The 25,646-nt window shown below is 60.4% G+C and carries 24 protein-coding genes and 1 pseudogene; 8 read left to right on the forward strand and 17 right to left on the reverse strand.

What is annotated here, in order from left to right; genetic code table 11:
- On the reverse strand, positions 1–786 hold the full coding sequence (locus ACWJKU_RS08220; protein ID WP_454147571.1) for a metallophosphoesterase family protein: 786 nt from the start codon (positions 784–786) through the stop codon (positions 1–3).
- A gap of 83 nt (positions 787–869) precedes the next feature.
- Positions 870–3,896, reverse strand: coding sequence for an MASE1 domain-containing protein (locus ACWJKU_RS08225; protein WP_454147573.1), 3,027 nt, complete (start codon positions 3,894–3,896; stop codon positions 870–872).
- 215 nt (positions 3,897–4,111) lie between these two features.
- Between ACWJKU_RS08225 and ACWJKU_RS08230 the strand changes: the two genes are divergently transcribed.
- Positions 4,112–4,384: a hypothetical protein gene (locus ACWJKU_RS08230; protein WP_454147575.1), complete on the forward strand. Its 273-nt coding sequence runs from the start codon at positions 4,112–4,114 to the stop codon at positions 4,382–4,384.
- Positions 4,385–4,497: 113 nt separating this feature from the next.
- On the opposite strand, the gene ACWJKU_RS08235 is transcribed toward ACWJKU_RS08230, so the two are convergent.
- Positions 4,498–5,976 carry an aldehyde dehydrogenase family protein gene (locus tag ACWJKU_RS08235; RefSeq protein ID WP_454147577.1) on the reverse strand — a complete coding sequence of 493 codons (1,479 nt, stop codon included), beginning with the start codon at positions 5,974–5,976 and terminating at the stop codon, positions 4,498–4,500.
- A 366-nt stretch (positions 5,977–6,342) separates the two neighbouring features.
- Here ACWJKU_RS08235 and ACWJKU_RS08240 point away from each other — a divergent pair, with 366 nt between their 5' ends.
- The gene (locus ACWJKU_RS08240) at positions 6,343–6,741 is read left to right on the forward strand and encodes a Dabb family protein (RefSeq protein ID WP_454147579.1); all 399 of its coding nucleotides are present in this window, start codon (positions 6,343–6,345) and stop codon (positions 6,739–6,741) included.
- 250 nt (positions 6,742–6,991) lie between these two features.
- Here ACWJKU_RS08240 and ACWJKU_RS08245 read toward each other — a convergent pair whose 3' ends face one another.
- Entirely contained in the window at positions 6,992–7,453 is a 462-nt protein-coding gene (locus tag ACWJKU_RS08245; protein ID WP_454147581.1) for a hypothetical protein, read from the reverse strand.
- An 87-nt stretch (positions 7,454–7,540) separates the two neighbouring features.
- Between ACWJKU_RS08245 and ACWJKU_RS08250 the strand changes: the two genes are divergently transcribed.
- Positions 7,541–8,254, forward strand: coding sequence for a DUF2272 domain-containing protein (locus ACWJKU_RS08250; RefSeq protein ID WP_454147583.1), 714 nt, complete (start codon positions 7,541–7,543; stop codon positions 8,252–8,254).
- A 221-nt stretch (positions 8,255–8,475) separates the two neighbouring features.
- On the opposite strand, the gene ACWJKU_RS08255 is transcribed toward ACWJKU_RS08250, so the two are convergent.
- A protein-coding gene (locus ACWJKU_RS08255; protein ID WP_454147585.1) for an IS3 family transposase occupies positions 8,476–9,641 on the reverse strand; the annotation gives its coding sequence in 2 pieces (ribosomal slippage) (positions 8,476–9,386 and positions 9,386–9,641; 1,167 coding nt in all).
- Positions 9,642–9,875: 234 nt separating this feature from the next.
- Between ACWJKU_RS08255 and apaG the strand changes: the two genes are divergently transcribed.
- The 4 genes from apaG to ACWJKU_RS08275 all read left to right on the forward strand — a co-directional run bounded on the left by apaG (position 9,876) and on the right by ACWJKU_RS08275 (position 12,614).
- Positions 9,876–10,256, forward strand: coding sequence for a Co2+/Mg2+ efflux protein ApaG (gene apaG, locus ACWJKU_RS08260; RefSeq protein ID WP_454147587.1), 381 nt, complete (start codon positions 9,876–9,878; stop codon positions 10,254–10,256).
- Between the two features lie 23 nt (positions 10,257–10,279).
- Positions 10,280–10,924, forward strand: coding sequence for an ATP-dependent Clp endopeptidase proteolytic subunit ClpP (clpP, locus tag ACWJKU_RS08265; protein ID WP_454147589.1), 645 nt, complete (start codon positions 10,280–10,282; stop codon positions 10,922–10,924).
- 70 nt (positions 10,925–10,994) lie between these two features.
- Positions 10,995–12,269, forward strand: coding sequence for an ATP-dependent Clp protease ATP-binding subunit ClpX (clpX, locus tag ACWJKU_RS08270; RefSeq protein ID WP_454147591.1), 1,275 nt, complete (start codon positions 10,995–10,997; stop codon positions 12,267–12,269).
- Between the two features lie 84 nt (positions 12,270–12,353).
- Positions 12,354–12,614: a hypothetical protein gene (locus tag ACWJKU_RS08275; RefSeq protein WP_454148212.1), complete on the forward strand. Its 261-nt coding sequence runs from the start codon at positions 12,354–12,356 to the stop codon at positions 12,612–12,614.
- Here ACWJKU_RS08275 and ACWJKU_RS08280 read toward each other — a convergent pair.
- From ACWJKU_RS08280 to ACWJKU_RS08320, 9 genes and pseudogenes are all read right to left on the reverse strand, one after another.
- Complete coding sequence (locus ACWJKU_RS08280) at positions 12,599–13,378, reverse strand: hypothetical protein (protein ID WP_454147593.1); 780 nt, start codon at positions 13,376–13,378, stop codon at positions 12,599–12,601. The genes ACWJKU_RS08275 and ACWJKU_RS08280 overlap by 16 nt on opposite strands.
- Before the next feature lie 532 nt (positions 13,379–13,910).
- Positions 13,911–14,450, reverse strand: coding sequence for a cytochrome b (locus ACWJKU_RS08285; RefSeq protein ID WP_454147595.1), 540 nt, complete (start codon positions 14,448–14,450; stop codon positions 13,911–13,913).
- A gap of 87 nt (positions 14,451–14,537) precedes the next feature.
- Positions 14,538–15,305: a DUF2490 domain-containing protein gene (locus tag ACWJKU_RS08290; RefSeq protein WP_454147597.1), complete on the reverse strand. Its 768-nt coding sequence runs from the start codon at positions 15,303–15,305 to the stop codon at positions 14,538–14,540.
- Positions 15,306–15,381: 76 nt separating this feature from the next.
- The gene (locus tag ACWJKU_RS08295; RefSeq protein WP_454147599.1) at positions 15,382–15,729 is read right to left on the reverse strand and encodes a YgiW/YdeI family stress tolerance OB fold protein; all 348 of its coding nucleotides are present in this window, start codon (positions 15,727–15,729) and stop codon (positions 15,382–15,384) included.
- A 111-nt stretch (positions 15,730–15,840) separates the two neighbouring features.
- A complete protein-coding gene (locus ACWJKU_RS08300; protein ID WP_454147601.1) occupies positions 15,841–17,229 on the reverse strand; it encodes an ATP-binding protein in 1,389 nt (462 codons plus the stop codon).
- Positions 17,226–17,888: a response regulator transcription factor gene (locus ACWJKU_RS08305; RefSeq protein ID WP_454147603.1), complete on the reverse strand. Its 663-nt coding sequence runs from the start codon at positions 17,886–17,888 to the stop codon at positions 17,226–17,228. Before ACWJKU_RS08305 ends, ACWJKU_RS08300 begins: the two co-directional genes overlap by 4 nt.
- Positions 17,889–18,140: 252 nt before the next feature.
- A pseudogene (locus ACWJKU_RS08310) lies at positions 18,141–18,404 on the reverse strand (IS3 family transposase); the annotation flags it as partial.
- A gap of 158 nt (positions 18,405–18,562) precedes the next feature.
- Positions 18,563–19,264, reverse strand: coding sequence for a hypothetical protein (locus ACWJKU_RS08315; protein WP_454147605.1), 702 nt, complete (start codon positions 19,262–19,264; stop codon positions 18,563–18,565).
- A 54-nt stretch (positions 19,265–19,318) separates the two neighbouring features.
- Positions 19,319–19,576, reverse strand: coding sequence for a phosphatidylserine decarboxylase (locus ACWJKU_RS08320; RefSeq protein WP_454147607.1), 258 nt, complete (start codon positions 19,574–19,576; stop codon positions 19,319–19,321).
- A gap of 434 nt (positions 19,577–20,010) precedes the next feature.
- Between ACWJKU_RS08320 and ACWJKU_RS08325 the strand changes: the two genes are divergently transcribed.
- On the forward strand, positions 20,011–20,550 hold the full coding sequence (locus tag ACWJKU_RS08325) for a copper resistance protein NlpE (RefSeq protein WP_454147609.1): 540 nt from the start codon (positions 20,011–20,013) through the stop codon (positions 20,548–20,550).
- 283 nt (positions 20,551–20,833) lie between these two features.
- On the opposite strand, the gene ACWJKU_RS08330 is transcribed toward ACWJKU_RS08325, so the two are convergent.
- Genes ACWJKU_RS08330 through ACWJKU_RS08340 form a run of 3 tightly spaced genes read right to left on the reverse strand, consistent with a single transcriptional unit; the run spans position 20,834 to position 25,626 of the window.
- The gene (locus tag ACWJKU_RS08330; protein ID WP_454147611.1) at positions 20,834–21,433 is read right to left on the reverse strand and encodes an HD domain-containing protein; all 600 of its coding nucleotides are present in this window, start codon (positions 21,431–21,433) and stop codon (positions 20,834–20,836) included.
- Entirely contained in the window at positions 21,421–21,588 is a 168-nt protein-coding gene (locus ACWJKU_RS08335; RefSeq protein ID WP_454147613.1) for a hypothetical protein, read from the reverse strand. Before ACWJKU_RS08335 ends, ACWJKU_RS08330 begins: the two co-directional genes overlap by 13 nt.
- 30 nt (positions 21,589–21,618) lie before the next feature.
- Positions 21,619–25,626 carry a UvrD-helicase domain-containing protein gene (locus ACWJKU_RS08340; RefSeq protein ID WP_454147615.1) on the reverse strand — a complete coding sequence of 1,336 codons (4,008 nt, stop codon included), beginning with the start codon at positions 25,624–25,626 and terminating at the stop codon, positions 21,619–21,621.
- Positions 25,627–25,646 lie beyond the last annotated feature (20 nt).

The following is a 25,646-nucleotide window of genomic DNA, read 5'->3' on the forward strand; positions in this document are numbered from 1 at the left end:
CTAGCTCTGCGCGGAGTGTGGTTCGCGGGCGTGCGATGGCGGCGCGGCGGCCGGAAGCTCGACCAGGCGGACGGGAGGACGGTCCGGAAAGGCGCGCCGCAGAACCGGCATGGCGACGTTATAAACCGGAATGTTGCCGCCGGTTTTTCCGGCGGGCTGTCCTCGGTGGGCATGTCCGTGAAAGACCGCGGTCACCGAGTAGCGATTCAGCGGTTCTTCGAGCCGGCTCGATCCCAGGAACGGATAGATTTCGACAGGCTCGCCCTCGACCGTGGCTTTGACCGGGGCGTAGTGGAGCAGGGCGATCCGATGCGGGGTGCGCAGTTTGGCGAGAGCCGATTCGAGCTTGAGCGATTCTTCCACGGTCTCGTGAACGAAACGCTTGAGCGTGCTTTCGCCCCAGGCTTGCAGGGCGTGCTCGCCAAATCCGCCGGCGAAACCCTTGACGCCGGCGAAGCCGATGCCGTGTATTTCGTGCGCCTCGCCGTCGAGCAGGACGATTCCGGCATCGGAGAAAATTTGCCGCACCTCATGCACCTGGCCCGCCTCGTATTCATGATTGCCGAGCACGGCGAGCACCGGGATCTTGATCCCGGCGGTCAGTTCCTTGACGAATAGCCGGGCCTCTTCCGCGCGCCCGTCGTCCACGATGTCGCCGCAGAGCAGAAGAATGTCGGCGTGCTCGGAAACGTAAGGACAAATGGCCTGGAACATCCCCCGGGAGGACAGGGTATAGTGAACGTCTCCGATCGCTGCCAGGCGAACCGTCGGCTTGGCTGATGGCATGGTTGCTCGCTGCTTTTTAGCCGCAATCGCGGCGCTGATACGTCAAAGACCGCGCCGCCGGGCAAAAGTGCCCGGCATGGGGCTTAGCGCAAGGACGAATCGAGCGCCGCCGCGGTTTGCTCCGCGGCAGGAAACTCCAGCAGCGGCAGTTCGACGACGAACTCGCTGCCCTGGCCGAGCCCGGCGCTAAAAGCCTTGATGCACCCGCCATGCAGCTCCACCAGGCGCTGGACCAGAGTGAGCCCGATGCCCAAGCCTCCTTGGCTTCGGTCGAGAGAACGCTCGCCCTGGATGAAAAGTTCGAAAATGTGGGGTAACAACTCGGGAGCGATGCCGAGGCCGGTGTCCTTGACGCGGATCCGCGCGCGGTTCCCCTCGGCCTCGGCGCGGAGCGAAATGGAACCGCCTTCCTCGGTGTATTTCGCGGCGTTGTTCAAAAGGTTGGCCACGATCTGGATCAGCCGGGTCGCATCTCCGACGGTCAGAAGAGGCGTGGGGGAAATATCGACCGTAAGCCGTTGCCGGCGGGATTCGATCAGGGGACGAGTCGCCTCGACCGCCCGCTCGACGATGGTATGCAGAGCGATCGACTCTTTTCTCAGAGTCACCTTGCCTTGGGTGATGCGGGAGACATCCAGCAAATCGTCGACCAGTCTCGAGAGATGGATCACCTGCCGGTCGATGATCTCCCGCGCGCCCTGGAGCCTCGGCTGGTCGGGGCCGAGTTTTCGAATCAACTGGGCGGCGTTGCGAATCGGCGCCAGCGGATTTCGGAGCTCGTGCGCCAGCATGGCGAGAAACTCGTTCTTCCGGCGGTCGGCCTCGCGCAGCGCCGCCATCGCGCGAGTACGCTCCCAATCCATGGCGATGAAAAGAGAGAGCGTCCGCAGGAACTCGATCTCATCCGGCGCGAAATGCTCGCGCCGGGCGCTGGCGAACGACAGCGTGCCGAGCGCGCGCCCGTCGCCAGCCATGAGTGGATGGCAGGCATAGGCGCGTATGCCCATGTCGCGGAGAAGGGCGCACTCCGGGTCGGACGCGATGCGCGCGCTATCGGCGATCAGCGGGGTTCCCTCGGCGGCGACCTTGCCGCACAAGGTTTCGCCGAGATCGAGCCGCTCTATGGCAGCCCGCAGCGTTTCGGAAATGCCGTAGGAGGCGATCAGCCGCAGGCTCCGGCCGTTCTCGTCGACCCGGTGGTTGAAGCCGACGTCGGCATCGAGCAGAGCATGCACTTTTTCGAAGACCATTCGGCTCAGCTCGGCGTCGGTGGTGTGGCTGTCCAATGCCGCCCGGCTGATGGCCAGCAGTTCCGCCTGGCGTTCGTTGTGGCGGCGCAGCGCCAGTTCAACCCGTTTGAGCTCGGTGATGTCCTGGGTGGTTCCGAAGGCGCCCGACAGAGTGCTCCGGTCGAACTCCAGCTCGGCTTTTTCGCGAACCCAGCGGACCTCCTGTCCGACCACGATGCGGTGCTCGATATCGTACGGTGCGCCGCGAAGCGCCGCCATCCACTCCCGGTCGACATATTTCCGGTCGTCCGGATGGACGCAGCGCAGAAACGTCTGATAGGTCAGCGGCGAGTCCTTGGGGATGCCGAAAATCCGGTAATTCTCTTCCGACCAGAACAACTCGTCGGTTCGGGCATTCAGCCGCCAGCTTCCGATCCTGCCCACCGCCTGGGCGCGGTTCAAATCGCGCTGGCTTTGTTGCAGCGCCTTCTCGGCCTCTTTGCGCACGGAAATATCGTTGGCGATCCCGAGATAGCCGGTGATCGCGCCGTTTTCATCGCGCATGGCAGAAATCGAGATCTGGGCGGGAAAACGGCTGCCGTCCTTGCGGATCAGGTTCCACTCCATTTCGGCCGATCCGCTTCCCTCGGCTCGCGCAATCAGCGCCTCGAAGCCCGGCGAAACGGCATGGCCGAGCGCGAGGGCGAGCGTTTTCACATGGACGGCGAGCTCCGCGGGGTCGTAGAAGATGATCGGCGTCGCCTTGCCGATGAGTTCGTCGGCGGCATAGCCGAGCATTCTTTCCGCGGCTTTGTTGACCGTCTGGATGACGCCTTGCGGATTGACCGAGATGATGCAGTAATTGGCCCCGTCCAGAATCGTCTGCTGCAACCGGAGCGTGTCGCGCAAGGCGGCCGTGCGTTCGTCGACCTCCTTCTCGAGAAGATCGTGCGCCCCTCGCAGCTTGGCCAGCACTTGCCGCCACTGATTCGCCATGGCGCCCAGCACGAGGCCGGAGATCGCGAACAGGACCACCAGGGACTGCACCAGAAGCGCCCTGTCGGAAACCGAGAACCCCTGTTCCGCGAAGACGCCTCGCCCCAGCGCCGTATAGCGCGCGGCGATGATTCCGAGCAGGAGGAGCGCGAACGAAACGCCGAGAATGCCGAAACGCACGCCTATCCAGAGCAGCGGCGGCATGATGATGTAGATGAAGGGAATTCGGTCGCTGAAAACGGCCAAAGTCAGCCCCGCGACCGACGCCAGAGCCGTTACGGCCTCGAACCGGCCGGCGCGGGACAGATCGCGCCAGCACGCGCGGCTTGCCGGCAGCGTCAGGTAAAGGGGGGCCATCACCAGGATGCCGGCGATGTCGCCCGTCCACCACGTCAGCCAAGCCGAGGTGAACGGTTCGCCGTAAAACCGGGCCACGGATGCCGCGCCCATCGTGGCGGCTATGGTCGTACTCAGCAATGCTCCCAGCCCGGTCAGGGCCACCACGTCGCCGATGGTTTCCAGCCGCAGCGGTATACCGACGGCGCGCCTCACGAGCCATGCGCCGGTCAGCGCTTCCAATGTGTCGCCGACGGAAAAGGCGGCGGCGACTGCCGGATGCAGATCGAATGCCAGCAGATTGACCACGATATTGACCGTCAGCGCCGTTATGGCGAACGCCGGCCAGAGAAGCGGGGGGCGGCTGGCGAGCGTCGCGAGGTAAAACCCGCTCGGCAGCCAAAATGTGACGAAACGGTAAGGTTCGGGGGATATCCAATGGCTGAGCGCCGCCAAAATGGAATAACCGGCGGCAAATCCGAGCAGCGATCGGGACGGCGGCCACGACAGAACGGCGTTCCTAATCGGTGAAAACCTTTTGTTACGCATGCTTATACTAGTGTCCATACACCTCGATCAGTTCCCCGAAAATTCGCCTCGATCCCGATGGTTTCCGTGTGCTGCGTTCATCCTACGTTCGCCATACGACTTGCGCAATCGGCGGGCGGCGCGGCGATTTTCCGCATCCCGGCTTGCCGGTATGATGATTTCGGCTGGGTTTTCCGGAAAAATCGACGGTATCGAGACTTGCACGGGAGGATTGAATGGCAACGGTTACGGTAAAAAAGCTCAATGAATCGACTTTCGAGGTGACGGTGGAAGCACGGACCGCAACGACGCATACCGTCGCCGTAGATCCGGCGTACGCCGCCCGACTGACGGACGGAAAAGCGCCGGTCGAACGTCTGGTCGAACGTTCGTTCGATTTCTTGCTGGAGCGGGAACCGAACACCAGCATCCTGCGCCGGTTCGACCTGCCGATGATCGGCCATTACTTCCCGGAATACGAGAAGACCATCAAGACGATGCTGGCGTAGCGATATCCGGATCGCCGGCCTCGTTTTTCGAGGCCGAGCGACTGCGGATGAGCGGCCGGAGCGGCAATCGACGGAGAAAAGGCGGCCACGCCGGCGCAGCCGCCCGATCGCGATTACAGCGCGACGGTGACGGTTTTGACTTCGGTATAGTTGTCCAGCGCGTAACTGCCGAGTTCGCGCCCGATTCCGGACATCTTGAATCCGCCGAAAGGCGCGGCGGCGTCGAAGACATCGTAGCAATTGACCCACACCGTTCCCGCTTTCAACTCCGCGGCGAGCCGATGGGCCTTGTCGATGTCCTGGGTCCACACCGCGGCGGCCAGACCGTACATGGTCCGGTTGCCGTGACCGATGACTTCGTCCACGTCCTTGAACGGAATCATCGACAGCACCGGCCCGAAGATCTCCTCGCGCTCGATTTTCATATCCTCGTTGACGTCTCCGAAGATGGTGGGCTCTATGAAAAAGCCGCGGTTACCGACCCGGCTGCCGCCGATCAAAAGTTTTGCGCCTTGCTCCTTGCCGGAGCGGATGTAGCCCATGACCTGGTCGAACTGCTCCTGGCTGACCTGCGGCCCCTGCGTGGTGTTCGGATCGAACGGATCGCCCACGATTTGCTTTTGGGCCCGCTGGACCAATCTTTCGGCGAATTGATCGTAAATGTTCTTTTCGACAAATACGCGGGAACCGGCGCAGCAGCATTGTCCCTGGTTGAAAAAGAGCCCCAGGAACGAACCCTCGAGGGCGGCGTCCAGATCCGAGTCGGCGAACACGATGTTCGGACTTTTTCCGCCGAGTTCCAGGGTGACGCGCTTGAGATTGGATCGCCCCGCGGCTTGCATGATGAGCTTGCCTACTTCGGTCGAGCCGGTAAAGGCCACCTTGTCGATATCCATGTGGCTCGCGATCGCGGCTCCGGCGGTTTCACCGAACCCCGGAACGATGTTGACGACGCCTTCCGGAATGCCGGCTTCCATAGCCAGTTCGCCGACCCGAAGCGCCGTCAGCGGCGTTTGCTCGGCGGGCTTGAGCACGATGGTGCAACCGGCCGCCAGAGCTGGGCCCCATTTCCAGGCTTGCATCAGGAGCGGAAAATTCCACGGGATGATCTGCCCGACCACGCCGACCGGTTCGTGGCGGGTGTAGGTGAAGAAGGGGCCGTTGATCGGGATGGTCTTGCCCTCGATCTTGTCCGCCCAGCCCGCGTAATAGCGGTAGCACTCGATGGTGAGGGGCAGGTCGGCCGACCTGCTTTCGCGGATCGGTTTGCCGTTGTCGAGCGTTTCCAGCGCCGCCAATTCGTCGAAATGCTTTTCGATCAGATCCGCCAGACGGTACAGGCATCGGCCCCGCTCGCGCGCGTTCATTTTCCGCCAGGGGCCTTGCTCGAAGGCCTTGTGGGCGGCGCGAACGGCTCTGTCGACATCTTCGCGGTCGCCTTCCGCGACGCGCGCGATCACCTCGCCGGTCGCCGGATTGAGCGTTTCGAAAGTCTTGCCGCTGGCCGAATCGGTCCACTGGCCGTCGATCAGCATCCTGGTCTGCGGGATTTTGATTTGAGATGGGGTGATCTGTTTTGGTTCCGCACTCATCTGAATTCCCTCGTCGCTTGGGTTGAAACGGGTCCCGGTTCGACCCTGGTTATGACTGTTGGCGGCCGCCGCGGGCACAAACGGCTTTGACCGACGGCACCGCTTCGAAAACCCGCGTCATCCGATTCCGGATGACGCCCGCTTAGATTACTCCTCCGCTCGAAAAAATCCTTGACAAGCGGTTTGCGATGACTGAAAACCAGAGGCGACGTCGGTCTAAACCGGTGCCGGTCGATGATTTGGAACCGCTGAGTTGATTGGGAGCGCCGGCAAACGAGCCGAAAGAGCTTCTGATCCGGACCAGCAAGGTCTCATGATTCATACTCACTTCCCCTTCGCTACCCGTTGAAAAAGGAAAAACAGCCGATGAAACGAGCCATCGCCTTCGTCATCCTATTGTCCGCCTGGATGTCTGCCGGCATCAGTTCGGCCGAGGTCGTGCCCTCGGTTATCGGGCGCGTGAATCACGTCGTGATCGTCTGGCTCAAGGATCATGAAAGCCAAACCGCGCGCAAGGAGTACATCGAGGCCACCAAGTCCCTTTCGAAGCTTCCGATGGTGCTGAGCTATCGGATCGGAACCGTTCTGCCCGGCGGTCGTGAGGTCGTGGACAGTTCGTACGATGTGGCCATCGTGGCCACGTTCGAGAATGCCCAGGCACTCGATGAATACACGCGGCATCCCGACCACAAGAAAGTGCTCGATGAAAAGCTGAAGCCCCTGGTGGACAAGGTCATCGTGTATGACTTTGCCGAGTCGCCGTGAATCTGCCCGGTCCGAAGGAAGTGCGGCGGTATCCGGTAGGCCACGACTGAGTTTGAATGCGGGTGTCGTTTTCGGAAATCAGCCGCACTACAGGTCATGGCAGCATCATTTGCCTTCAATCAGCTCCCCGAACAGTTCCTTGACCTTGGCTTTGGCATCAGTCAGCGCAAAGACGCTGTCGAGGCGGACTCGGTCCCGCCGGTCGGCCGGCTTCAGGCCGCCTCGACGGCATGGTCCACACCGGCCGAGGTTATCGTTTCAGATAATCCGGCCACTGCCGCGGTGAGATCGTATCCAGATAAGCCTGCGCCATTTCGGGGGTGAGCAATTCGATCAGAACGCGGTTCTCCACCCAGAACTCGACGACATCGAACAGACCGCCGCGATTGCAGGTTACGGCGCGCCAGCTCTCGCGCGCGGCGATGTTCTTGATTTGCTGTTCGGTAAGATCGACCGAAATGGCGGCATGGGTCGCGGTAAATGCCGAGGGCGCGTCATCGGTGACCGACATGACCGCGTCATGCCCGAGACCGGGCTTGAGTTCGGTGCCGAGCGGATACACTTCGACCGCCGTGCGGTACGGATCGTCGGTCAGCGCAATGTAACTGCCGGTAAACACGGGAAACGGGAAGGACTGCCCTCCCAGGATTTCCGCCAGAACCGCCGCCGCGTGCTGAGGATGCCGGGCGGCAATGGAGATGTGATGGATCATCGGTTGTCTCCGCGAGAATGACTGAGCTCTTCGCCGGGAACGGCCCCGGCATTCCAGCCTACCCGGAATCGCCTAAAATCGGCAACCATGAGAGTCATCTTCCTCCTGATCGTCCTGGCTTTATCGGCCTGCGGACGGCTGCCCGAACAACGGGCGGAACGGCCCGGCATCGCGCTTCCGCCCCTGAAAACGAGAATTCTTGCGCTCGCCGTCAGCGAATGGCTCTATTTCGGGCGACAATCCGTCATTTACGACGAAGATAAGGAAAGCATTCCTCAAGTGGGTTTTTGGGAAGACGAGGCCCCTTACTCCCGAAGGGTCAACCAGTATTGGCGGGCGGTCGGCATGCCGGATCGCACCGGGCGAAACTGCGAGCAGCCCTGGTCGGCGGCTTTCGTCAGTTGGGTCATGTCGACGGCCGGCGTACCGAAAGACCGGTTTCCGCCGGCGGAGGCCCACTGGATTTATCTTTCCCGAATCATCCGCAACGCCGACACGCCGGATGCGAGCTTCATCCCCAGAGGCATAAAAGACTACAAACCGCAGCCGGGCGATCTGATCTGCGCCAGCCGCGGCTCCTCGATTGTTCCGCCGCTTACCGAACACCCTTTGCTCGAGATTATCGAGAACGCGAGGCTCCACTGCGACATCGTCGTGAATCGGCACGGCCGAACCCTGGAAGCCATCGGCGGAAACGTCAGAAACTCCGTTTCCAAGAACATCTTGACGCTCGACTGGAGCGGACATCTGCAACCGACACCGCGCCGCCCCTGGTTTTTGGTCATCGAGAACCGCTTGTAAAGAGCGGTGCAGGATTTTTCAGAATACCCGCTAAGCCTATAAAAAACGGCCGATTCGAAGTTGAAAAAAGCAAACGCAGCGCGTTGTGCCGGGGTCATTTATCCATAAATTCACCAATGTCCATATGCGGCGGAAGGGGAGTTATAACTGAATCTGGTGTACGGGCGGATTGAAGGAGGGCGGCGTACCCTGACCTGGTCAAGTGATAGCAGACACCCCAGTTAAGCGGCATTGGCCAAATGGCCGTTCTTCTCAAATTCGTCCGGGCTGCGATAACCCAGGAACGAATGCAGACGGCGACAGTTGTAGAACATCGTGATGTGCTCGACGATATCCCGGCGCCCTTCTTCTCGAGTCTGGTAACTCCGCCAATGGACCCGTTCGGATTTGAGCGAGCCAAAGAAGCTCTCGACCACGGCGTTATCCCAACAATCGCCCTTGCGACTCATGCTGCCTGTCATCCCATACGCCTGCAGCAGGCCCCGAAACGCCCGGCTGGCATACTGCACGCCTTGATCAGAATGATGCAGCAGATGACCCCGGGGCGGTTGCCGGCGCCACAGCGCCATCCGGAGCGCGTCACATGCCAAGGCGCTGGTGAGGCGCTTTCCCAGAGACCAACCCACGACCTTGCGGGCGTATAGGTCAATCACGACGGCCAGATACAACCAGCCTTCGGCCGTCCAGACATAGCTGATGTCCGAGGCCCATACCCGGTCCGGCGCTGCTACTCGGAAACCCCGCTGCAGCCGATTCGGAAACACGGGCTGGCTGTGTGCGCTGTTTGTCGTCACCCGATACCGGCGGCGATAGCGCACCCACACCCCAGCCTCGCGCATCAGTCCACGTGCCTGATAGCGGCCGACCCGGTAGCCCAGCCGAGTAAGTTCCCGCGCCATGCGCCGCGAGCCATAAACGTGATCCGATTCGGCCGCCAATTGGCGCACTGCGTCCAGTTTCGCCTGGCGCATCGAATCTGGACCGCGCTGCGGTCGCCGGACGAAGGCGTAGTAGCCCGCCCGGCTCACCCCCGGCACACGGCACAATCGTTTCACGGAATAAGCCTTCTTCGCCTGATCAATGAACTGATATCTCAGCCCACTTCCTTCGCGAAGAAGGCCGCCGCCTTTACCAGAATATCGCGCTCCTGCTTCAGCCTACGGTTCTCGTCCCGCAGTCGCCGCAGCTCTTCCTGCTCTGCCGTCCGTTTGCCATTCCCCCGAAACGCTTCCTGCTCATCCACCCGGTACTCTTGAATCCATCGCCCCAGCATCTTCGGGTTGATCCCCAGGTTGCGACCGGCTTCGGCCTGGGTGTACCCGTGTTCGGTCACCAGCCTCACCGCGTCCAGCTTGAATTCCTTCGTATAGCGTTTTCTTGTCATCATCTCTCACCTCAGTTGTAGAGCTTAACTCCTTAACTCAGGTGTCTGCTGGCATTGGACCACGTCAGGGAGTCCCCTCGCCCTCCGAGAGCGGATTAGGGTGAGGGAATCGAAAACGGGCGGATTAGGCGATACGCCGTAATTGCCTTATCGTGGCGCCCGGCGGGTTACGGCCGGCGCCTAACCCGCCCTACAAGTCATAAAAAGACAATCGATCCAAGAACAAAGGGCAACGTTATGACCAGCAGAATTCGCGAACTGAAAGTCAACGTTAAAACTGTTTATCTCGGAGAAGAATCGGATCGCGGTGGAGAGCGTTACGTATTCGCTTATACCGTGACCATGGAGAACACAGGCACGATTCCGGCGAGGCTGCTCGGTCGGCGCTGGGTCATCACCGATGCGAACGGGAGAACGGTCGAGGTCGTCGGCGAGGGCGTGGTGGGGGAACATCCCTACTTGCGTCCGGGCGAAGCATTTCAGTACACCAGTTCGGCCATGATCGAAACCCCGGTGGGCAGCATGGAGGGCAGCTATCAGCTGCTGGCCGACGACGGAGTGCCTTTCGAGGCGCCTATCGCCCCGTTCCGGCTGGCGATTCCGCGCACGCTTCACTGACCTGTACCCCAAAGAGCACGAACTTGATACATCGAACCAACGAAATTCTGGCCCCTTCAGCCGCTGGCGGCTTGGTGCCCATCGTCGTCGAGCAGTCCGCGCGCGGCGAACGGGCGTTTGACATCTATTCGAGGCTGCTGAAAGAGCGGGTCATCTTTCTGGTCGGCCAGATCGAAGACTATATGGCCAACCTGATCATCGCCCAGCTGTTGTTTCTCGAATCGGAAAATCCGGACAAGGACATTCACCTCTACATCAATTCGCCGGGCGGACTGGTGACGGCGGGTTTGGCCATTTACGACACGATGCAGTTCATCAAACCCGACGTCAGCACCCTGTGCATAGGTCAGGCGGCCAGCATGGGCGCCTTGCTGCTGGCGGGCGGTGCGGCGGGCAAGCGTTACTCGCTTCCCCATTCCAGGATCATGATCCATCAGCCTCTGGGCGGATTTCGCGGGCAGGCCAGCGATATCGATATCCACGCGCGGGAAATCTTGTCGCTGCGCGATCGCCTGAACGAGATTCTTGCCAGACATACCGGTCAGCCGATCGAAAAAATCCGGGCCGATACCGACCGCGACAATTTCATGAGCGGGGATGACGCCAAAAGATACGGCCTTATCGATAAGGTACTCAGCCGGCGGAGTCGGCCTGACGACGAGTTTTGACGCAATCGAGATCCATGCCGGTCGGATGCGGGCATGACCGAATCAACATCCTGCAGAGGGGATTAGAGCCATGAGCGACGAAAAAAACGGCAAGGAACGAGGCGGGAAGCTTCTCTACTGTTCATTTTGCGGAAAGACCCAGCACGAAGTCAGAAAGCTTATTGCGGGTCCGGCGGTATTCGTTTGCGACGAATGTATCGAATTGTGCAATGACATCCTGCGCGAGGAATTGGAAAGTACTTCCGATGGTGGGGATAAGCTTCCCACACCCAAGGAAATCAAGGCCATATTGGACGAATACGTCATCGGCCAGGAGAGGCCCAAACGCATCCTCGCGGTCGCGGTCTACAACCATTACAAAAGGCTGCGCGCCAGGGCGAGCGCCGGGAAAAACGATGTCGAGCTGGCCAAGAGCAATATTCTTCTGATCGGGCCCACGGGTTCCGGCAAAACCCTGCTGGCGGAAACACTGGCGCGTATTCTCAACGTGCCCTTCACCATCGTCGACGCCACTACCCTCACGGAAGCGGGTTACGTGGGCGAGGACGTGGAAAACATCATCCAAAAGCTCCTGCAGAAATGCGATTACGATGTCGAAAAAGCCGAGTCCGGTATCGTCTATATCGACGAGATCGACAAGATTTCGCGTAAATCGGCCAATCCCTCCATCACCCGCGACGTGTCCGGCGAGGGCGTGCAGCAGGCGCTCTTGAAACTGATCGAAGGGACCGTCGCATCGATCCCACCCCAGGGCGGGCGCAAGCATCCGCACCAGGAGCTTATCCAGGTCAATACCGCGAACATCCTTTTTATCTGCGGCGGGGCGTTCGCGGGACTGGAAAAGACCATCCGGGCGCGTTCGGAAAAAGGCGGCATCGGTTTTTCCGCCGAGGTGAAAAGCAAGGACGATCGCCGCAGTGTGGGCGAGATACTCGCGGGCGTGGAAGCCGAGGACCTGATCCGCTACGGGCTCATCCCCGAGTTCGTCGGACGGCTGCCGGTGGTCGCGACGCTCGAAGAGCTGGACGAGGTGGCTTTGGTCAAGATCCTGACCGAGCCGAAGAACGCCCTGGTCAAGCAGTACCGGAAGCTGTTCGAGATGGAAGACTGCGACCTCGACATCCAGCCCGACGCCCTGAGACTGATTGCCCAGCGCGCGATCGAGCGCAGGACCGGCGCGCGGGGGCTCAGAACCATACTGGAGAACGTGCTGCTCGACACGATGTACGAACTGCCGTCCGACGAGTCGGTGACCAAGGTCGTCATCGACGAAAACGTCGTACGCGGACATAACCCGCCCTATCTGGTTTATCGGACCGACGAAAAGCAATGCGCGTCGGCGTGAGCCTGCCCGGAGAGTCTGCGCTTCGTGGAATAGTCGTAGGGCGGGTTAGGCGGCAGCCGTAACCCGCCGAATACCGTTGCCGAATTGTGGAATATCGGGTCCGGGGATAGCCACGACAGTGTCATCGCCGTCCCGCTGGACGACCGAGTCGACTTCAGCGGCGCGGATATGAAAACCCGCAACCCCTTGTTCCTACTCGATGAAATCGACAAGATGGCGACGGATTCGCGCGGCGCCCCGGCCGTTTTCGAAGCTGCGGATCGCCACGGCTGGGACACCGTACGAAAGCTCGGCAGCCCAGGAGCGGACGTTCGAGCCAGTACTGGCCTCTATCTCATCAACTGAGATAACAGCTCTTGCAGGAGATGCTCAAGATCATGGCTCATGAGATTCACGTCGGACTCCACCATGTCCAGCATGACGGCCCGGTCGCGGAGTTCATCGGCCGTATAGGTGCCGCCGCCGCCAAAGAAGAGTGCCTTACGGTGCCGTTCCGTTTCCGAATCGGGTTCGCCCAGGCGCCCGTCCTTGTACCAGCGGGCGATCAGGGTTTCCCGCAAGGAGCGGTGAGCAGGATCATGCCGCATAGGCCGGTTTAGAAACCGCCACACGGACTCCGGAAACAACTTAGGCGTCTTGGGCGCTTCCCAGATTTCCTTGAGCAGATTCCGCTCATGCCGGAATTCGTGGCGGGTATCGGCGGAAAGGGCCATGGACCCGAACGTCGCCTCCGTCACCCCCGCGGCGATACCCACGATCCCGGCCGCCACGGCCTGTGCGGCCAGGGCCAGCCCGCCCGACAGCGCCCCGCCGACGCCGCTGCCCAGAAGGGAAAGGACGGTGAACCGTGTCGCCTTTTTCTCCTGCTCATCCTGGAGCCGGTCCGCGACATCGTCGGCGCGGGTTTCTTCACAGTCCGCTTCCGCCGCGGCGCTCTTCACGTCCAGCAGCGCGAGCAAAATTCGTAGAGTCAGTTGTTGGCGGACTTGAAGAAGATGCAGCCGCGCCTCCGTGTTTCCCTCCGGCCTGTTGCGATCCGGCACATGGAGCTGCGCGACCAGGTCATCGGCGCCGATGATGTGGACGACTTCCAGGGCTCTGGGGGACAAAACCCCAGGCTCGGGGATGCCGGCGGTCAAGGGAACATTGTCGCGGAGTTCGGCTGCCGGAGCGACCCGAAAACCTGACGACGGCCCGCATTGCCGCTCGACGGAGCTAACGGGCGATGGCACATTCGCGGATCGAGGCCTATCGATGGCGCATCCGGACATCAAGCAGAATGCGGCCGCCAGGACAAGGCATGGGCGCCGGCAAATTCCTATGAACCGCTTTTCAAGCCGGTTCGACATTCCCGGATCGCTGCCTGGCGTGACCATTTAGCCTCGGGCAGATGTCCACGTTGCCCGTAACCCGGTTGATCCGCTGTTCGATGCGGGAGCGGACCCGGGTTTTGAATCCCGCGACCGGGGCGTCAACCAGTAAATTCCGGTAAGGCCGGTTCTTCGGCAGGCGCCATAGGCGTCCGCAAGTGCATCCGGAGATGGAAAGCGGGAGAGTCGTAATGCCATGAATTTGCCGTATTAGCCATGAATCCGACCGGCTGGCTGGTGCCATGTGTTGCATCGACGTCGTGGAAATAGATTACAACACGCGCCGCAAAGCGTTATCCCGGCGGATGAAGTGATGCCATACTGCCGCACCGGCATGCGCGATGACCAGGTACAACATCGCAACGCCCAATGCCTCGTGCGCTTCCTTAATCGTGTGCGACAGGGTCTTGTCGGCGTCGATCAGGGCAGGCAGCGCCAAGCCGAGAAAAGCGACTTCCTTTCCGCTGCTTTGCATAAGCAGCACACCCAACACCGGGGTCGAAAGCATGCCGGCATAAAGCAGAGTCTGTACCAGTCTGGCTAATCGCATCTGCCATAATGGCGGACTGGGTTCGATCGTGGGCAATGCCCAGAGCCGTCTTGCCACGACACGCAGCGGCAATAATGTCAGCACCGTCAGTCCCGCAAAGACGTGAGCCCCGGCAAGAAATACGCGTTCCGGGGATCCCTTCGCGAACAGACCCTTCGAGTAAACGAATATCCACGCGAAAGTGATGGCGATTGCGGTTAGCCAATGCAGAATGCGCAAAGGCAATCGGGCTTTTCTGATTTTTTGTACGGCATCGTTCATGAGAGCACCTACTACGAGCATTGGACGGCGTCAAAGCCCGCTCATCGGCCGGCGGCGCCGATGCAGGATTGATCGCATGCAACGGACTCAAAACCGATAACTCACGTTGGCATAAACATTGTGCGTGAGGGTCACGTCGCCACTGATTTTCTGAATGGTTTGCCCCAGATATCCCAGGTCAACGCTGAGCCGCCGGGTCAGTTTCAGACCGAATCCCGCCATGGCGCGGTTTTCGCTGAAACCGGTTGGCCCGAAAGTGTTGGTGTTCAGATAGCCGAACACCTCGTCTCCCAGGTAGAGGGACAGCTTGGGATCGATGAATTCGAGCGGTAGCCGAAGCTTGAGCGCCTGCCTCAGGCGAACGCCTACATTGCCCGTAACCCGGTTGATCCGCTGTTCGATGCGGGTGCGGACCTGGGCTTTGAATCCCGCGATCGGAAAGTCGAACTGGAGAGCCGCGTAGGGCCTGCTTTCCTGGAACGCCGCCTTGCCCAGCGAATGGTGCCACTCGTTAACATAGCCCAGCCAGACGCTGGCGTATGAATTCAGGTCGTAGCCCAGTTGAAACCTAAGCAGGTCCTCGGAGAGGCGCCACGCATCGGGATTGTCGTCCCGCAGGCGGGTCTGATTCATGAGAAACCAGCGGAATTCCTGAAGCCTGGGCGAGAAATCGCCGAAGTTTCCGGAGAGGGTGAGCGTACTCCAGTTGCCCGCCATGCTTTCGACCGAGTCGGCCTGCGCCCCGGTGGCCAGGAGCATGCCGGCGGCCAGGCCGAGCCGGAATAACCAGGCCGGGACACGGCGGCGGCTGGGCTTCCCGGAGTGGGTTGGCGCGTCCGAATGAACTCTGCGCATCGTTGGATTTCCCAAGACTTTGCAAGACGGCTGGCCGGGACGGGCGGCGGGGTGCGGCCGCCCGTCCCGCGGCGGATCAGGGCAGAATCTTGATCTGCTCGACTTCCAGTTCCGGCGGCTCGCCGAAGTCCTTGTCGAACTCGCCGGTGATCTCCACCCGCATCTTGGCGTCGAGCGGCCGGCCGGCCGGCAGTCGCTTGGGGGAAATCTCCACCCGCAACTGTCCGGTGTCGTCGGCGAAGGTGTAGTGCTTGCCGCCCTCGTGGGACACCAGCCGGCCCTGCAGCGTGGCGTATTGATCGTCCACGCCGGTGTCGAGCAACTGCTTGACGGTCATGGCGGGCACGGCGCTCGGGCCGGTGTATTCCGCCAGCGCGGCGGTGGCGGCGAGACCGAGAACGGCAGCGATCAGTAAGCGTTTCATGACGGTACTCCTCTTGAATGACCGTGAAGGGGTTAAATGCGCCGCGCGGGGCGGCGCACGGGGGTCATTCAAACGCTCCGAGCTTAAGGAATTCTTAAGCGGTGATTCGTCTCAGATCTGCGGGAAATCCAGGATCACGCCCAGCCCGCGACGATCGAGCCCGTCTTCGAAGCGCAGGCGCGCGCCGTGCAGCGCGGCGATGCGTTCGACGATGGATAGGCCCAGCCCGCTGCCCGTCTGGTCGGTGCCGAGCACGCGGAAGAACCGTTCTGCCACTCGGTCACGCTGGGCCTCCGGCACGCCGGGACCGTCGTCGCGCACGGCGAGGCGCACCCCTTGGGCGCTGGATTGCGCCTCGATCCGCACGCGGCTGTGCGGCGGGCAGTAGCGCAGCGCGTTGTCGAGCAGGTTGCGCAAAGCTACGCGCAGCAGCTCTGCATTGCCGTACAGCATGGCTGCCCGGCAATCGATCTGCAGCTCGATCTGCCGGGTTTCGGCCTGCCCGGCATAGAACCGGCGCAGTTCGTCGAGCAGTGTGGGCAACGCTACCGGCTCGCGGGCGAGAAGATCCGGGCGATCGGCATCGAGGCGGGCGAGCGCGAGCAGGTTTTCGACCAGGGCGGTGCAGCGGTCGGCGTCGTCGCGCAGCATCCGCAGCGAGGACTGATGTTCGGGATGCTGGCGCTCCAGCAACTGAATCTTCATGCGCAGCGCCGCCAGCGGAGTGCGCAACTCGTGAGCGGCGTCGGCGGTGAAACGGCGCTCCGATTGCAGCGCCTTGTCTAGGCGGGCGAAGACGGTGTTGAGCGAAGCGATGATCGGCGACAGTTCCAGCGGCGGGTCGGCAACCGCCACCGGTGTCAGGTCCTCTGGCGTCTTCTGGGCGATGGCGAATGCGGTCTGCTCGATCGGACGGACCAGCCGGCCGACCGCCAGCCAGATGACCGCGCCGAGCAGCGCCAAAAGGCCCAGGGCCGGCCAGGTCAGGTTCTCGGCCAGTTCCTCGAGGATTTCCGTGCGCGCCTCCAAGGGCTGACCGACCTGTACTTCGAAGCTGTTATCCCGGCTGCGCAACACGAACACTCGCCACGGCACGACGCCGATCAGAACCGTGCGAAAGCCCTTGCGCTTGTCGAAACCGGTCACGAACGGCTCCTCGGGCGCCGTTCCGGCGCGGCGCAGGACGCGGTCGTCGGCGACGATCTGGTAGTACAGCCCGGCATGGCGGCCGTCCCGGTCGATGGGATCGGCGATGGGCGCGCCCGGCTGGGGTAGGCCGGCGGCGGCCGCCCGGATGAGATAGGCGGCGTCTTCGAGACCATCGTCGAAGACCTCGTTGGTTTCGTCCCAGGCGATGCCGACCATGATCCCCAGGCTGACCAGCCAAAGCAGCGCGCTCGCGCCCAGCAGAGAGGCGAGCAGCCGCCGGCGCAGCGAATAGGGGCGGCCAGGATCGGGAGCCTTCCCGATGGACCTCCGAAGCCGATCGAAACGGATCATGGCGGCGGAGCCAAGGCGTAGCCGAGGCCGCGCACGGTGCGAATCAGATCCCGGCCGAGTTTCCGGCGCAGGTGATGGACGTGAACCTCGACCGCATTGCTCTCCACTTCCTCGCCCCAACCGTATAGCACGTCTTCGAGCTGTGCCCGGCTGAGCGTCTGTTGCCCGTGCAGCATCAACGCGTGCAGCACCGCAAACTCGCGCGCGGTGAGTACGACCGGCTCGCCGTCGCGGCGGACCTGTTTGGCGGCGGGATCGAGTTCGATCGGGCCGTGACGCAGCACGGCGGTGGCCTGCCGCGCGCCGCGCCGGATCGCGGCACGAATACGGGCCGATAGTTCCTCCAGGTCGAACGGTTTGACGAGGTAATCATCGGCACCGAGATCGAGTCCTTCGATGCGATCGTGCAGAGTGTCGCGGGCGGTGATCATCAGCACCGGCACGTCGCTGCGGCGAGCGCGCAGGCCGGACAGCAGCCCATCGCCGCTGAGTCCGGGCAGGCCGCGATCGAGCAGCACGCACTGGTAGGGCTGCGCCCGCAGCGCGGTTTCGGCGAGATCGCCGCACCGCACCCAGTCGACTGCATAGCCGTCGAGTTGGAGCCAGGATTGGAGCGTGGCCCCGAGCGAGGGGTCATCTTCGACAAGCAGAATACGCATGAAATGAGAGAATATGAGAGCTGGCTTAAGCTCATCCGCCGATAATCGTAGGGCACATAGCTGTCGCCGTCTGTCCACAGCCAGGTTATCAAGTTAAGGAAGCTCTGAACAAGTGGACTCGTTCATGCCCTGCTCCAAGCTCAGGAGAGCGTTCGACAAGCCTGTCCTGAGCCGAATCGAAGGGCTTACCCTGAATAGAATCAATATGTGACCGTTCGTCCTGACCTGGTCAAGTGATAGCGGACACCCCAGTTAAGCGGCATTGGCCAAATGGCCGTTCTTCTCAAATTCGTCCGGGCTGCGATAACCCAGGGACGAATGCAGACGGCAGTTGTAGAACATCGTGATGTACTCGACGATATCCCGGCGCGCTTCTTCTCGAGTCTGGTAACTCCGCCAATGGACCCGTTCGGATTTGAGCGAGCCAAAGAAGCTCTCGACCACAGCGTTATCCCAACAATCGCCTTTACGGCTCATGCTGCCTGTCATCCCATACGCCTGCAGCAGGCCACGGAACGGCCGGTTGGTACACGTCAATGACGAAGGCCATGTAGAGACAACGCCTTACGCAGAATTTTATTGGCCTGGCGCAGCTCACAGCTCATGTACCTCTCGTTGCAGCGCTTTGATCGACTCTCGCTCGATGGCGGCCGGGATATGCCACACTTCGGAACTTACTCGGTGCCGATTAATGAGAGTGAGAGTTTGGTGCTATCGCAAAAATCGTTCGCCTTGGGGTCTGCAATCACGTACAACGCTTCCCCCGCTTTCATTTTGATATTTTTTACGCTGAATACGCCCGCATTCGAATTCCGGGCCGTGTCGCCCGAGGCCAGAATGGTCGTTCCTTTTTCGATCCGCCAACGGACGCCATCGCCACAGGGAAGGGTTGAGTACAGAGAATTCATGGCCCCTTTGATGTTGACCGTGAGGACTCTTGGACTCCGCCAAGCGATGATGGCAAATCGGGTACTTTGAGGATGCAAGATCAGGGTATGGGCGGGCCAATCCCCTCTGGCCGGATCATCGACCGCCTGATTATGGAAATTAATTCCGACGTGGGGGTAAGCGGCGAATGAATTGGAGGGCTCCGCGGTGTCCCACCGGCGGGCCAGCCCCTCAACCGGGGAGGTAATCGTGGGGCAGGCGGATGAGTAATTGGGGAGAAAGCGGTAGGTCATCGGATCATGTGCCAGCGTGGTGCTTTCCATGAAATACCAAACGTCACGGGCCCCTTGGTTGAAAGAGATTTCGTTTGACGTCCCAAGGATATCTTGGGGCAGACTCCATTGGTTATTCGCGCCCGGGCTGACGGCGAAGGCAGCTTGCGCCGCCAGGACGGCACCTAACGAGATCGATAGAGCTTGCGGTTTCACGGGGTTATCTCCTGTGGTCGGGTTTTCCAAGGCAGGTAGTTCATGCCCGATGAATCATTGAGGGAACATCTTCGACTTGAAGCGCCCGATTTGCTGACCCTGCGGGATGGTGATGGCGTCGATGCCCTGCTCGATCAGGGTAATGACCAAGGAACCGCCGTAGGCAAAGTGCCCGAGCACATCGCCCTTGTCGACCGGAACCGCGCTGTGCGGAGGCAGGTATTTGAACGGGTACTCGAAGACCGCCGAGCCGACCGCGCCCAAGCCGACGGGCACCACGGCGACATGGTCGTATGCCGCCGTCTCGATCACGAATTCCGCCGAGGGCGCAAAGGACCGGAATGGGTAGGCGTTTCATCTTTTCCCTCCGTGTTCGAGATGATGGCCACGATGAGATCGAAGAATGGTCGCAGTTCTTTAATACTCGGCATCAATGCCGCGCGGCGTTTCGCTAATGGATGAGACTTGTCGTCGGGAAGGGAGTTGCGCGACGGTTTTGCCTAAATGAACCGGCTGTCACCGAACGGCGCGCGCGGAAAGCGCACTCCCATTTCCACCGGTTACAAAAACGACCCGAACGCATCCGGCGCTATTTCAGACACCCGAAGGTCGCCTATGCAGCCGCAGCCGGATGATTCTGCTTCGACTGCCGGGGCAATAACACGTCCTAAGTGGCGTACAATGTCGCATGCATATCCGCCTCATTGTCTACGCGGGTTTCTGACATAGAACGAGAGAAATTCCTTATGAAAGCATTGAACAGAGAAATGACTAAAAAGGGTTTATTCATTGTTTTCGGCGCCTTGCTGTCCTCGCTCAACATAGCTTGGGCGGAAAGCGATAAGCAAATCCAAGAAAAAGCGCTCAAAGCCCGCGAACAGAACCAGCACGGTGCCATGGATCATTCGGCTCATGCCAGCCCAGCGGGGGCGACAGGCCAATTTCGGGGCGTCTTTTACGGCTATTTGCCGTGTCATGAAGAAAGTTGCAACGGTCTGAAAATGACCCTGTCTTTGAATGCCAAGAGCAATTATCTGTTGGTCATCCAACCCGCAAAGCCGCAAAACAGAGAGTCCTTCGAAAAAGGAATATACGAATGGGACGACGCCAAAGGCATCGTCTTGTTGACGCCCAACAAAAATGCCCCTCAGCGCCAACTCGCAATCAAAGACGAAGGTACTTTGCTCTATCTAAGCAACGACGGCACGCCCATGCCTGGAGACCAGGATGAGTATCTGTTGCAAAGAAGCGATAAGGCAAGCAATAGGGAAATGCACATCCATTGACGAACGCTACGCCAAAGGACAAATTGGCGAAGCACTGAAGGTCAGGCGGAGCGTTGCCGGATCGGCTTTCAGCCGTTTTCGGACATCCGCCTGGCTCAACGCCTAAAGTCTTGGTGAGATCGACTCGTGAGGAACCCGCGTGCGGGGCGGCTCCTTGGTCGAGTTTTCGGATGATAATGACGATACGTCAAGAGAATAAAGTTCTATTCGACTCGCCCTGCCGATTTGTCCCGGAGGGAGAGGGGGCTTTACCTAAACCCGATACAACAAGACGAAAAATGCTCTAGCGTGCCGCTGGGAGCAGATAACCTCGTTCCACCGCTTCTTCGATCAATTCCCGTGCATAATCCCAGAGTGCGGCGGAACCTGCGGCGATATGGGCATTCCTGGCCAGCACCTGGTCGGCGGTGATGCCATGTTGCCGCCAGGCGCGGCCTTCGGTCAGGAAGTTATGCAATAAGGGCATGAGGCGATCCAGGGCTCCGGCAAATCGGGCTTCGTCCGTCTCGCCGGTTTCGTATTCCTCCCACAGGGACCGCAGTTCCGCCGCCTGATCCTCCGGTAGCATCTCGTAAATCCGTTCCGCCGCCCGCCGTTCTCGTTCGGCCTTGTCGGCGTTGCCTGCGATATCGTAGATGAGGACATCGCCGGCATCGATTTCGACCACGTCATGGAGCAGCAGCAGCTTGACGACCCGCGCGAGGTCGAGATCCATGTCGGCGTTGGCGTGCTCGGCAAGCACCAGGGCCATCAGCGCGACATGCCAACTGTGCTCCGCTGAGTTTTCGCGGCGTGAGCCGTCCGCCAGCCAGGATTGGCGAACGATGTTCTTGAGCTTGTCGAGTTCGACGATGAAGCCGATTTGCCGTTTTAATCTGTCCATGGAGCGTTCTCTTGGTTGGAGGCGGGATCGACGCTGACCTGCCCGACGGTAGCCAATAGCTGCCGGTAAATCTCCTTGTCCACGTTGCCGCCGCTGATCACACAACTGACCGAGTATCCGCGGAACCGTTCCGGTTCGGTCAGGAGAGCGGCCACGGCGAAGTCGGCATCTCGATTCTGTTTCTCTTACTCCAGCACATGCTCGATCTCTGGCAGCACAAGCTCCCAACTCTTACAGCGCAAATTTTCTTCCCCTTCTTTCGCCTTCCTCATGAGAATCGCGTAAACCCGAACGGCGATGATCTTGCCTTCGGGAGGGCTGAATTTCTGCGCCATCCGGGTGACCGTTACGCCGTTCGTGCTGGCCACTTCCCAGCCCGACTTTCCGTCCGATCGGGGACGCAGCTCCAATGGACTGCCGACTTCCAATGCTGCGATTGCCTTATGAATCGATGATGTTGCAGCGAAATATCCAGGCCAAGAGAGCACGATATGGGCTTCGTTAGCGATCCAACTCCGGTGCGCCAACCTCGGTTCGGGTAAGTAGCCCTTCGGCTTGGAGCGCAATGCCAGCTCGCCGAAATCGCGCACAAAGGCATGTCTTCCACCCTGGCTTTCACAGATAGTGAGCGTTTTGCGCGCCCGAGTCATGGCGACATAAAACAGCCGGCGCTCCTCGTCCTTGCCATCGATCCAGCCGCCACCGTCGAGGATCAGGACGTGGTCGAACTCCAGCCCCTTGGCCCGGTGAGCGGCCATCAGGACCATAGGACCGTTCATTCTGTCGCCTGATATGTTCTTATCACCCGAACCGAACTCGTAAAGCGACTCGATGAGGTTATGAGTTACCTGCTCGCTGCCCGGCGCAGCAGACTCGCAGTCGATGGTGAACCGAGCGAGCGCAGCCCGGAAGGGATGCTCGATCGGGCTGTCGACGGCTACGCCATAACACCGCCGAAACCAGCGCGACAGTGTTCCGCTGCGCAACAGCACCCGCGATTGCTTGGCCCGCCGGAATTCCTCACGCAACAATGCCAACAACCGGTCGCCTTCCCGGGTCGAATGCAAATCCGGCATGCCTTTGTCGCGGAGCAAGCGAACCGGTATGCCGCGCAAGCGACAGAGGGCGGCCATGGGTTCAAGATCGTCCCAGCGTCGTGCGATGACGGCAAACCGTCCCCACTGCCCAGCTTGCTCCCCGGCCGGGCCGGTTTCTAGGGAATTGAGACGCACCAGTTCGGCCAGCGCCATCTGCACGGCGAGGTGAGGATCGCCGGGCACCTCCAAAACATGCACCCGGCCAGACGCAATGGGATCTCGTCGCGTATACTCACCACCGGCCGGCTCATCGCGCCGTAAATGGTTAATCCGGATCTCCCGGCCGATCTTCATACGCTCGCGGCCACGTGCGATAAGCCTGTTTGCACAATCGATGATGTGGGTCGTCGAGCGGTAGTTCTCAATCAAGTGGAAACGCCGCGCCTGATAGTCAGCCTCGAATTGGCGGATATAGCGCACGCTCGCCCCGCCGAAGGCATAGATGTTTTGGTCATCGTCACCGACGACCAAGAGCGAAAGCTTATCCTCTTCGCTATCGAGAGTGCGCCCCGCCACGGCACTGATTAGATCGTAGTGATCGCCGTTAATGTCCTGGTACTCATCGATCAACAAGAAGCGGAGGCCGGAAAGGACGCGGTCGCGCTGAACCGAAGGCCCCCCTTCGTCTCCTATCTCTGCCTTTCTCAGTCGCTCGGTGGCGGCCTTGATCACGTCATCGAACTGGATGGTCTCGCCTCTTTCGGCCGCTACCGCATAGCTCGTACCGGTCAAGCGCATTGCCAGTCCGTGCAGAGTTTGCACCGCCACGCCACCCGCATCGGGACCGACCAGCGCCCAAAGGCGGCGGTGGATCTCGACGGCAGCAGAGTGGTTGAACGCTAGAACCATGATTTCGTCAGGCAAGACCATGCATTCGCGGAGGAGCCACGCAACGCGATGCACGATGACTCGCGTTTTTCCTGACCCCGGCCCCGCCAACACGAGATGACTACCGCCGAGAGGAGCGGCCACAATGGCCTGCTGCTCGGGATTTCGAAGGTCGGTCAGAATGCGGCGATGGGAAGCCTCCGTAGTCGCCATCTCCAGCACTTCCTTCCTGCCGGCGAAGTACCGCCTCACGAAGGCATCCCGAGCCATGCCGAAATAGTCTTCGATGAATTCCATCGCTGCCCGCACTTTACCAAGGGCCAGTCGGGCGTACTCGGCCATCACATGTACCTGCACGATCTTGTCCTTGTAATGCAGGTCAAGCTCGGCGTAGTCAGATTTCTTGAATTGGCGGCGACGTGCCTCGGAATTGAGGATAATGCTCATGGCTGAACGGAATACGGCCTTGCCGCGGGCTAGATGCAGGACCTCGTTTGTGTCCAAGTAAATTAGGCTCGCCGCCAACGCAACGTTCCAGTCGCGTATTTCCATGTTCTGGAGCGTGATGTCGGTTTGCAGGCTGGCTTCAAGATCGCACTGGCGGCACGTCACCAGCAGATTATTGCCCTGTCGTTTGCGTAGAAAGATGTTCACCAGCGCCTTGGCAAACTGCATTCGGCGTTGGCGTATGGTCTCTATCTCCTGCCAGTTGCGCAGCAGCTTGATGTAGCGGTTGTCCATGCCGGCAGGTCGCAAGGCGAAAAATCCGCGTTGCCCCGGCCCGCCCCCGAAGGCTTCGGCAAACGACTTCAGGAGACGAGAGAGCTTTTCCGGATCGACATCCACTTGCGCATCCCGGCGCAGGGTGTCACATAAACGTCTTACATTCAGAATCTGCCAGCTTTCCTGGTCGGCATCCGGAGCGGCTTCGCGCAGATTCGCCAATAGGGCGTTTTCGAGCTTGCAAAGGGCATCGAGTCGCTCGGCGGTATCCGGGTCACGATAAAGCGTGACTCCTATCTCGATATCGTTCGAAAGTAATCTCCATTTATCGAGTTCGCGCAACATCGCTTGCAAAGTACGCGAGTCCTGGCCGGTTGCCAGCATCAGTTCGTCAGTCGAAATCCCTTCGTCATCGGCAGCCTGAATAAGTTGGGAGAGGATGGCCAAGTAGGGTTCAATCGGCGTTCCTGCGTTGACCTTCTTGCGCAGGATGACCTCGGCCTCTTCCAGGGTGCTCACTTGCAGGCTGCCGGGAAACACTCGGGTGTGATTCTCATGTCGTTCCAGGAGCCTGGCCTCTTCGAGCCAGGCCACGGCAATACGCACCTTGGTGTCGGCATCCGAGGCATCTGGATCGATCCGCACCTTCTCGGGGATCTCGAGCAGAATCTCGCCGCTGGTCACGACAACCGAACCCTCGCTCCTATCCTTGCGCTCTATCTGGCGCAGCGCCTTCAGGATGGAATAGATGTCGTGCTGGGTCAGCCGGGCGTTCTTGAGCAAGCGGAACTGAACATCGAGGTCGGCATCGTCGTAGAGCAGGAGGCAACGGGCCGGGTTTTGATCCCGCCCGGCCCGCCCGGCCTCCTGGAGGTAGTTCTCCAGGGAGCCCGGCGTATCCAGGTGGATCACTAGCCGAACATCCGGCTTGTCCACACCCATGCCGAAGGCGTTGGTAGCGGCAATAACGCGAAGTTCACCGGCGAGAAATCCTTCCTGGACGCTACGTTTCTCGGCAGGCAACATACCGCCATGAAAGTAGCCGCACTCCAGGCCGGCCTCCTTGAGGAAAGCCGCAACTTCTTCGACGGTCTTTTGCCGTGCACAAAAAACGATGGCACCGCCTTCTTCCTTGAGCCCCTCCTGCAATAATCGAAGTACTTCAGGGTACTTGGCCTGGGCGGGGATCGCTCTGACTTCATAGGCCAGGTTGTCCCGACGCACGCCGCCGGCCAGTACATCGAGAGTGATCCCAAGTCGTTTCGTAAAGTGGCTGCGAATATCTTCAACCACATCTGGCTTGGCTGTGGCGGTAAAGCAGAAAATCGGGGAAAGCGACTCCTTCTGGCGGGCCTTGATGAATCGCGAGACATAAAGATAGTCAGGACGGAAGTCGTGCCCCCACTTTGAGAGGCAATGCGCTTCATCGAACACCCAGGCGCCCACCTGCCGATGCATCAGGGCGTTGGCAAAAGCAGTGCTACGAAACTGTTCCGGCGCCACAAAGATCAGGCCAAGGTCGCCGAGTCGCAGCTTGTCCAGCATCACCCGTCGCTCCATCGGAG

This window comes from Methylocaldum sp. MU1018 (assembly GCF_053646775.1).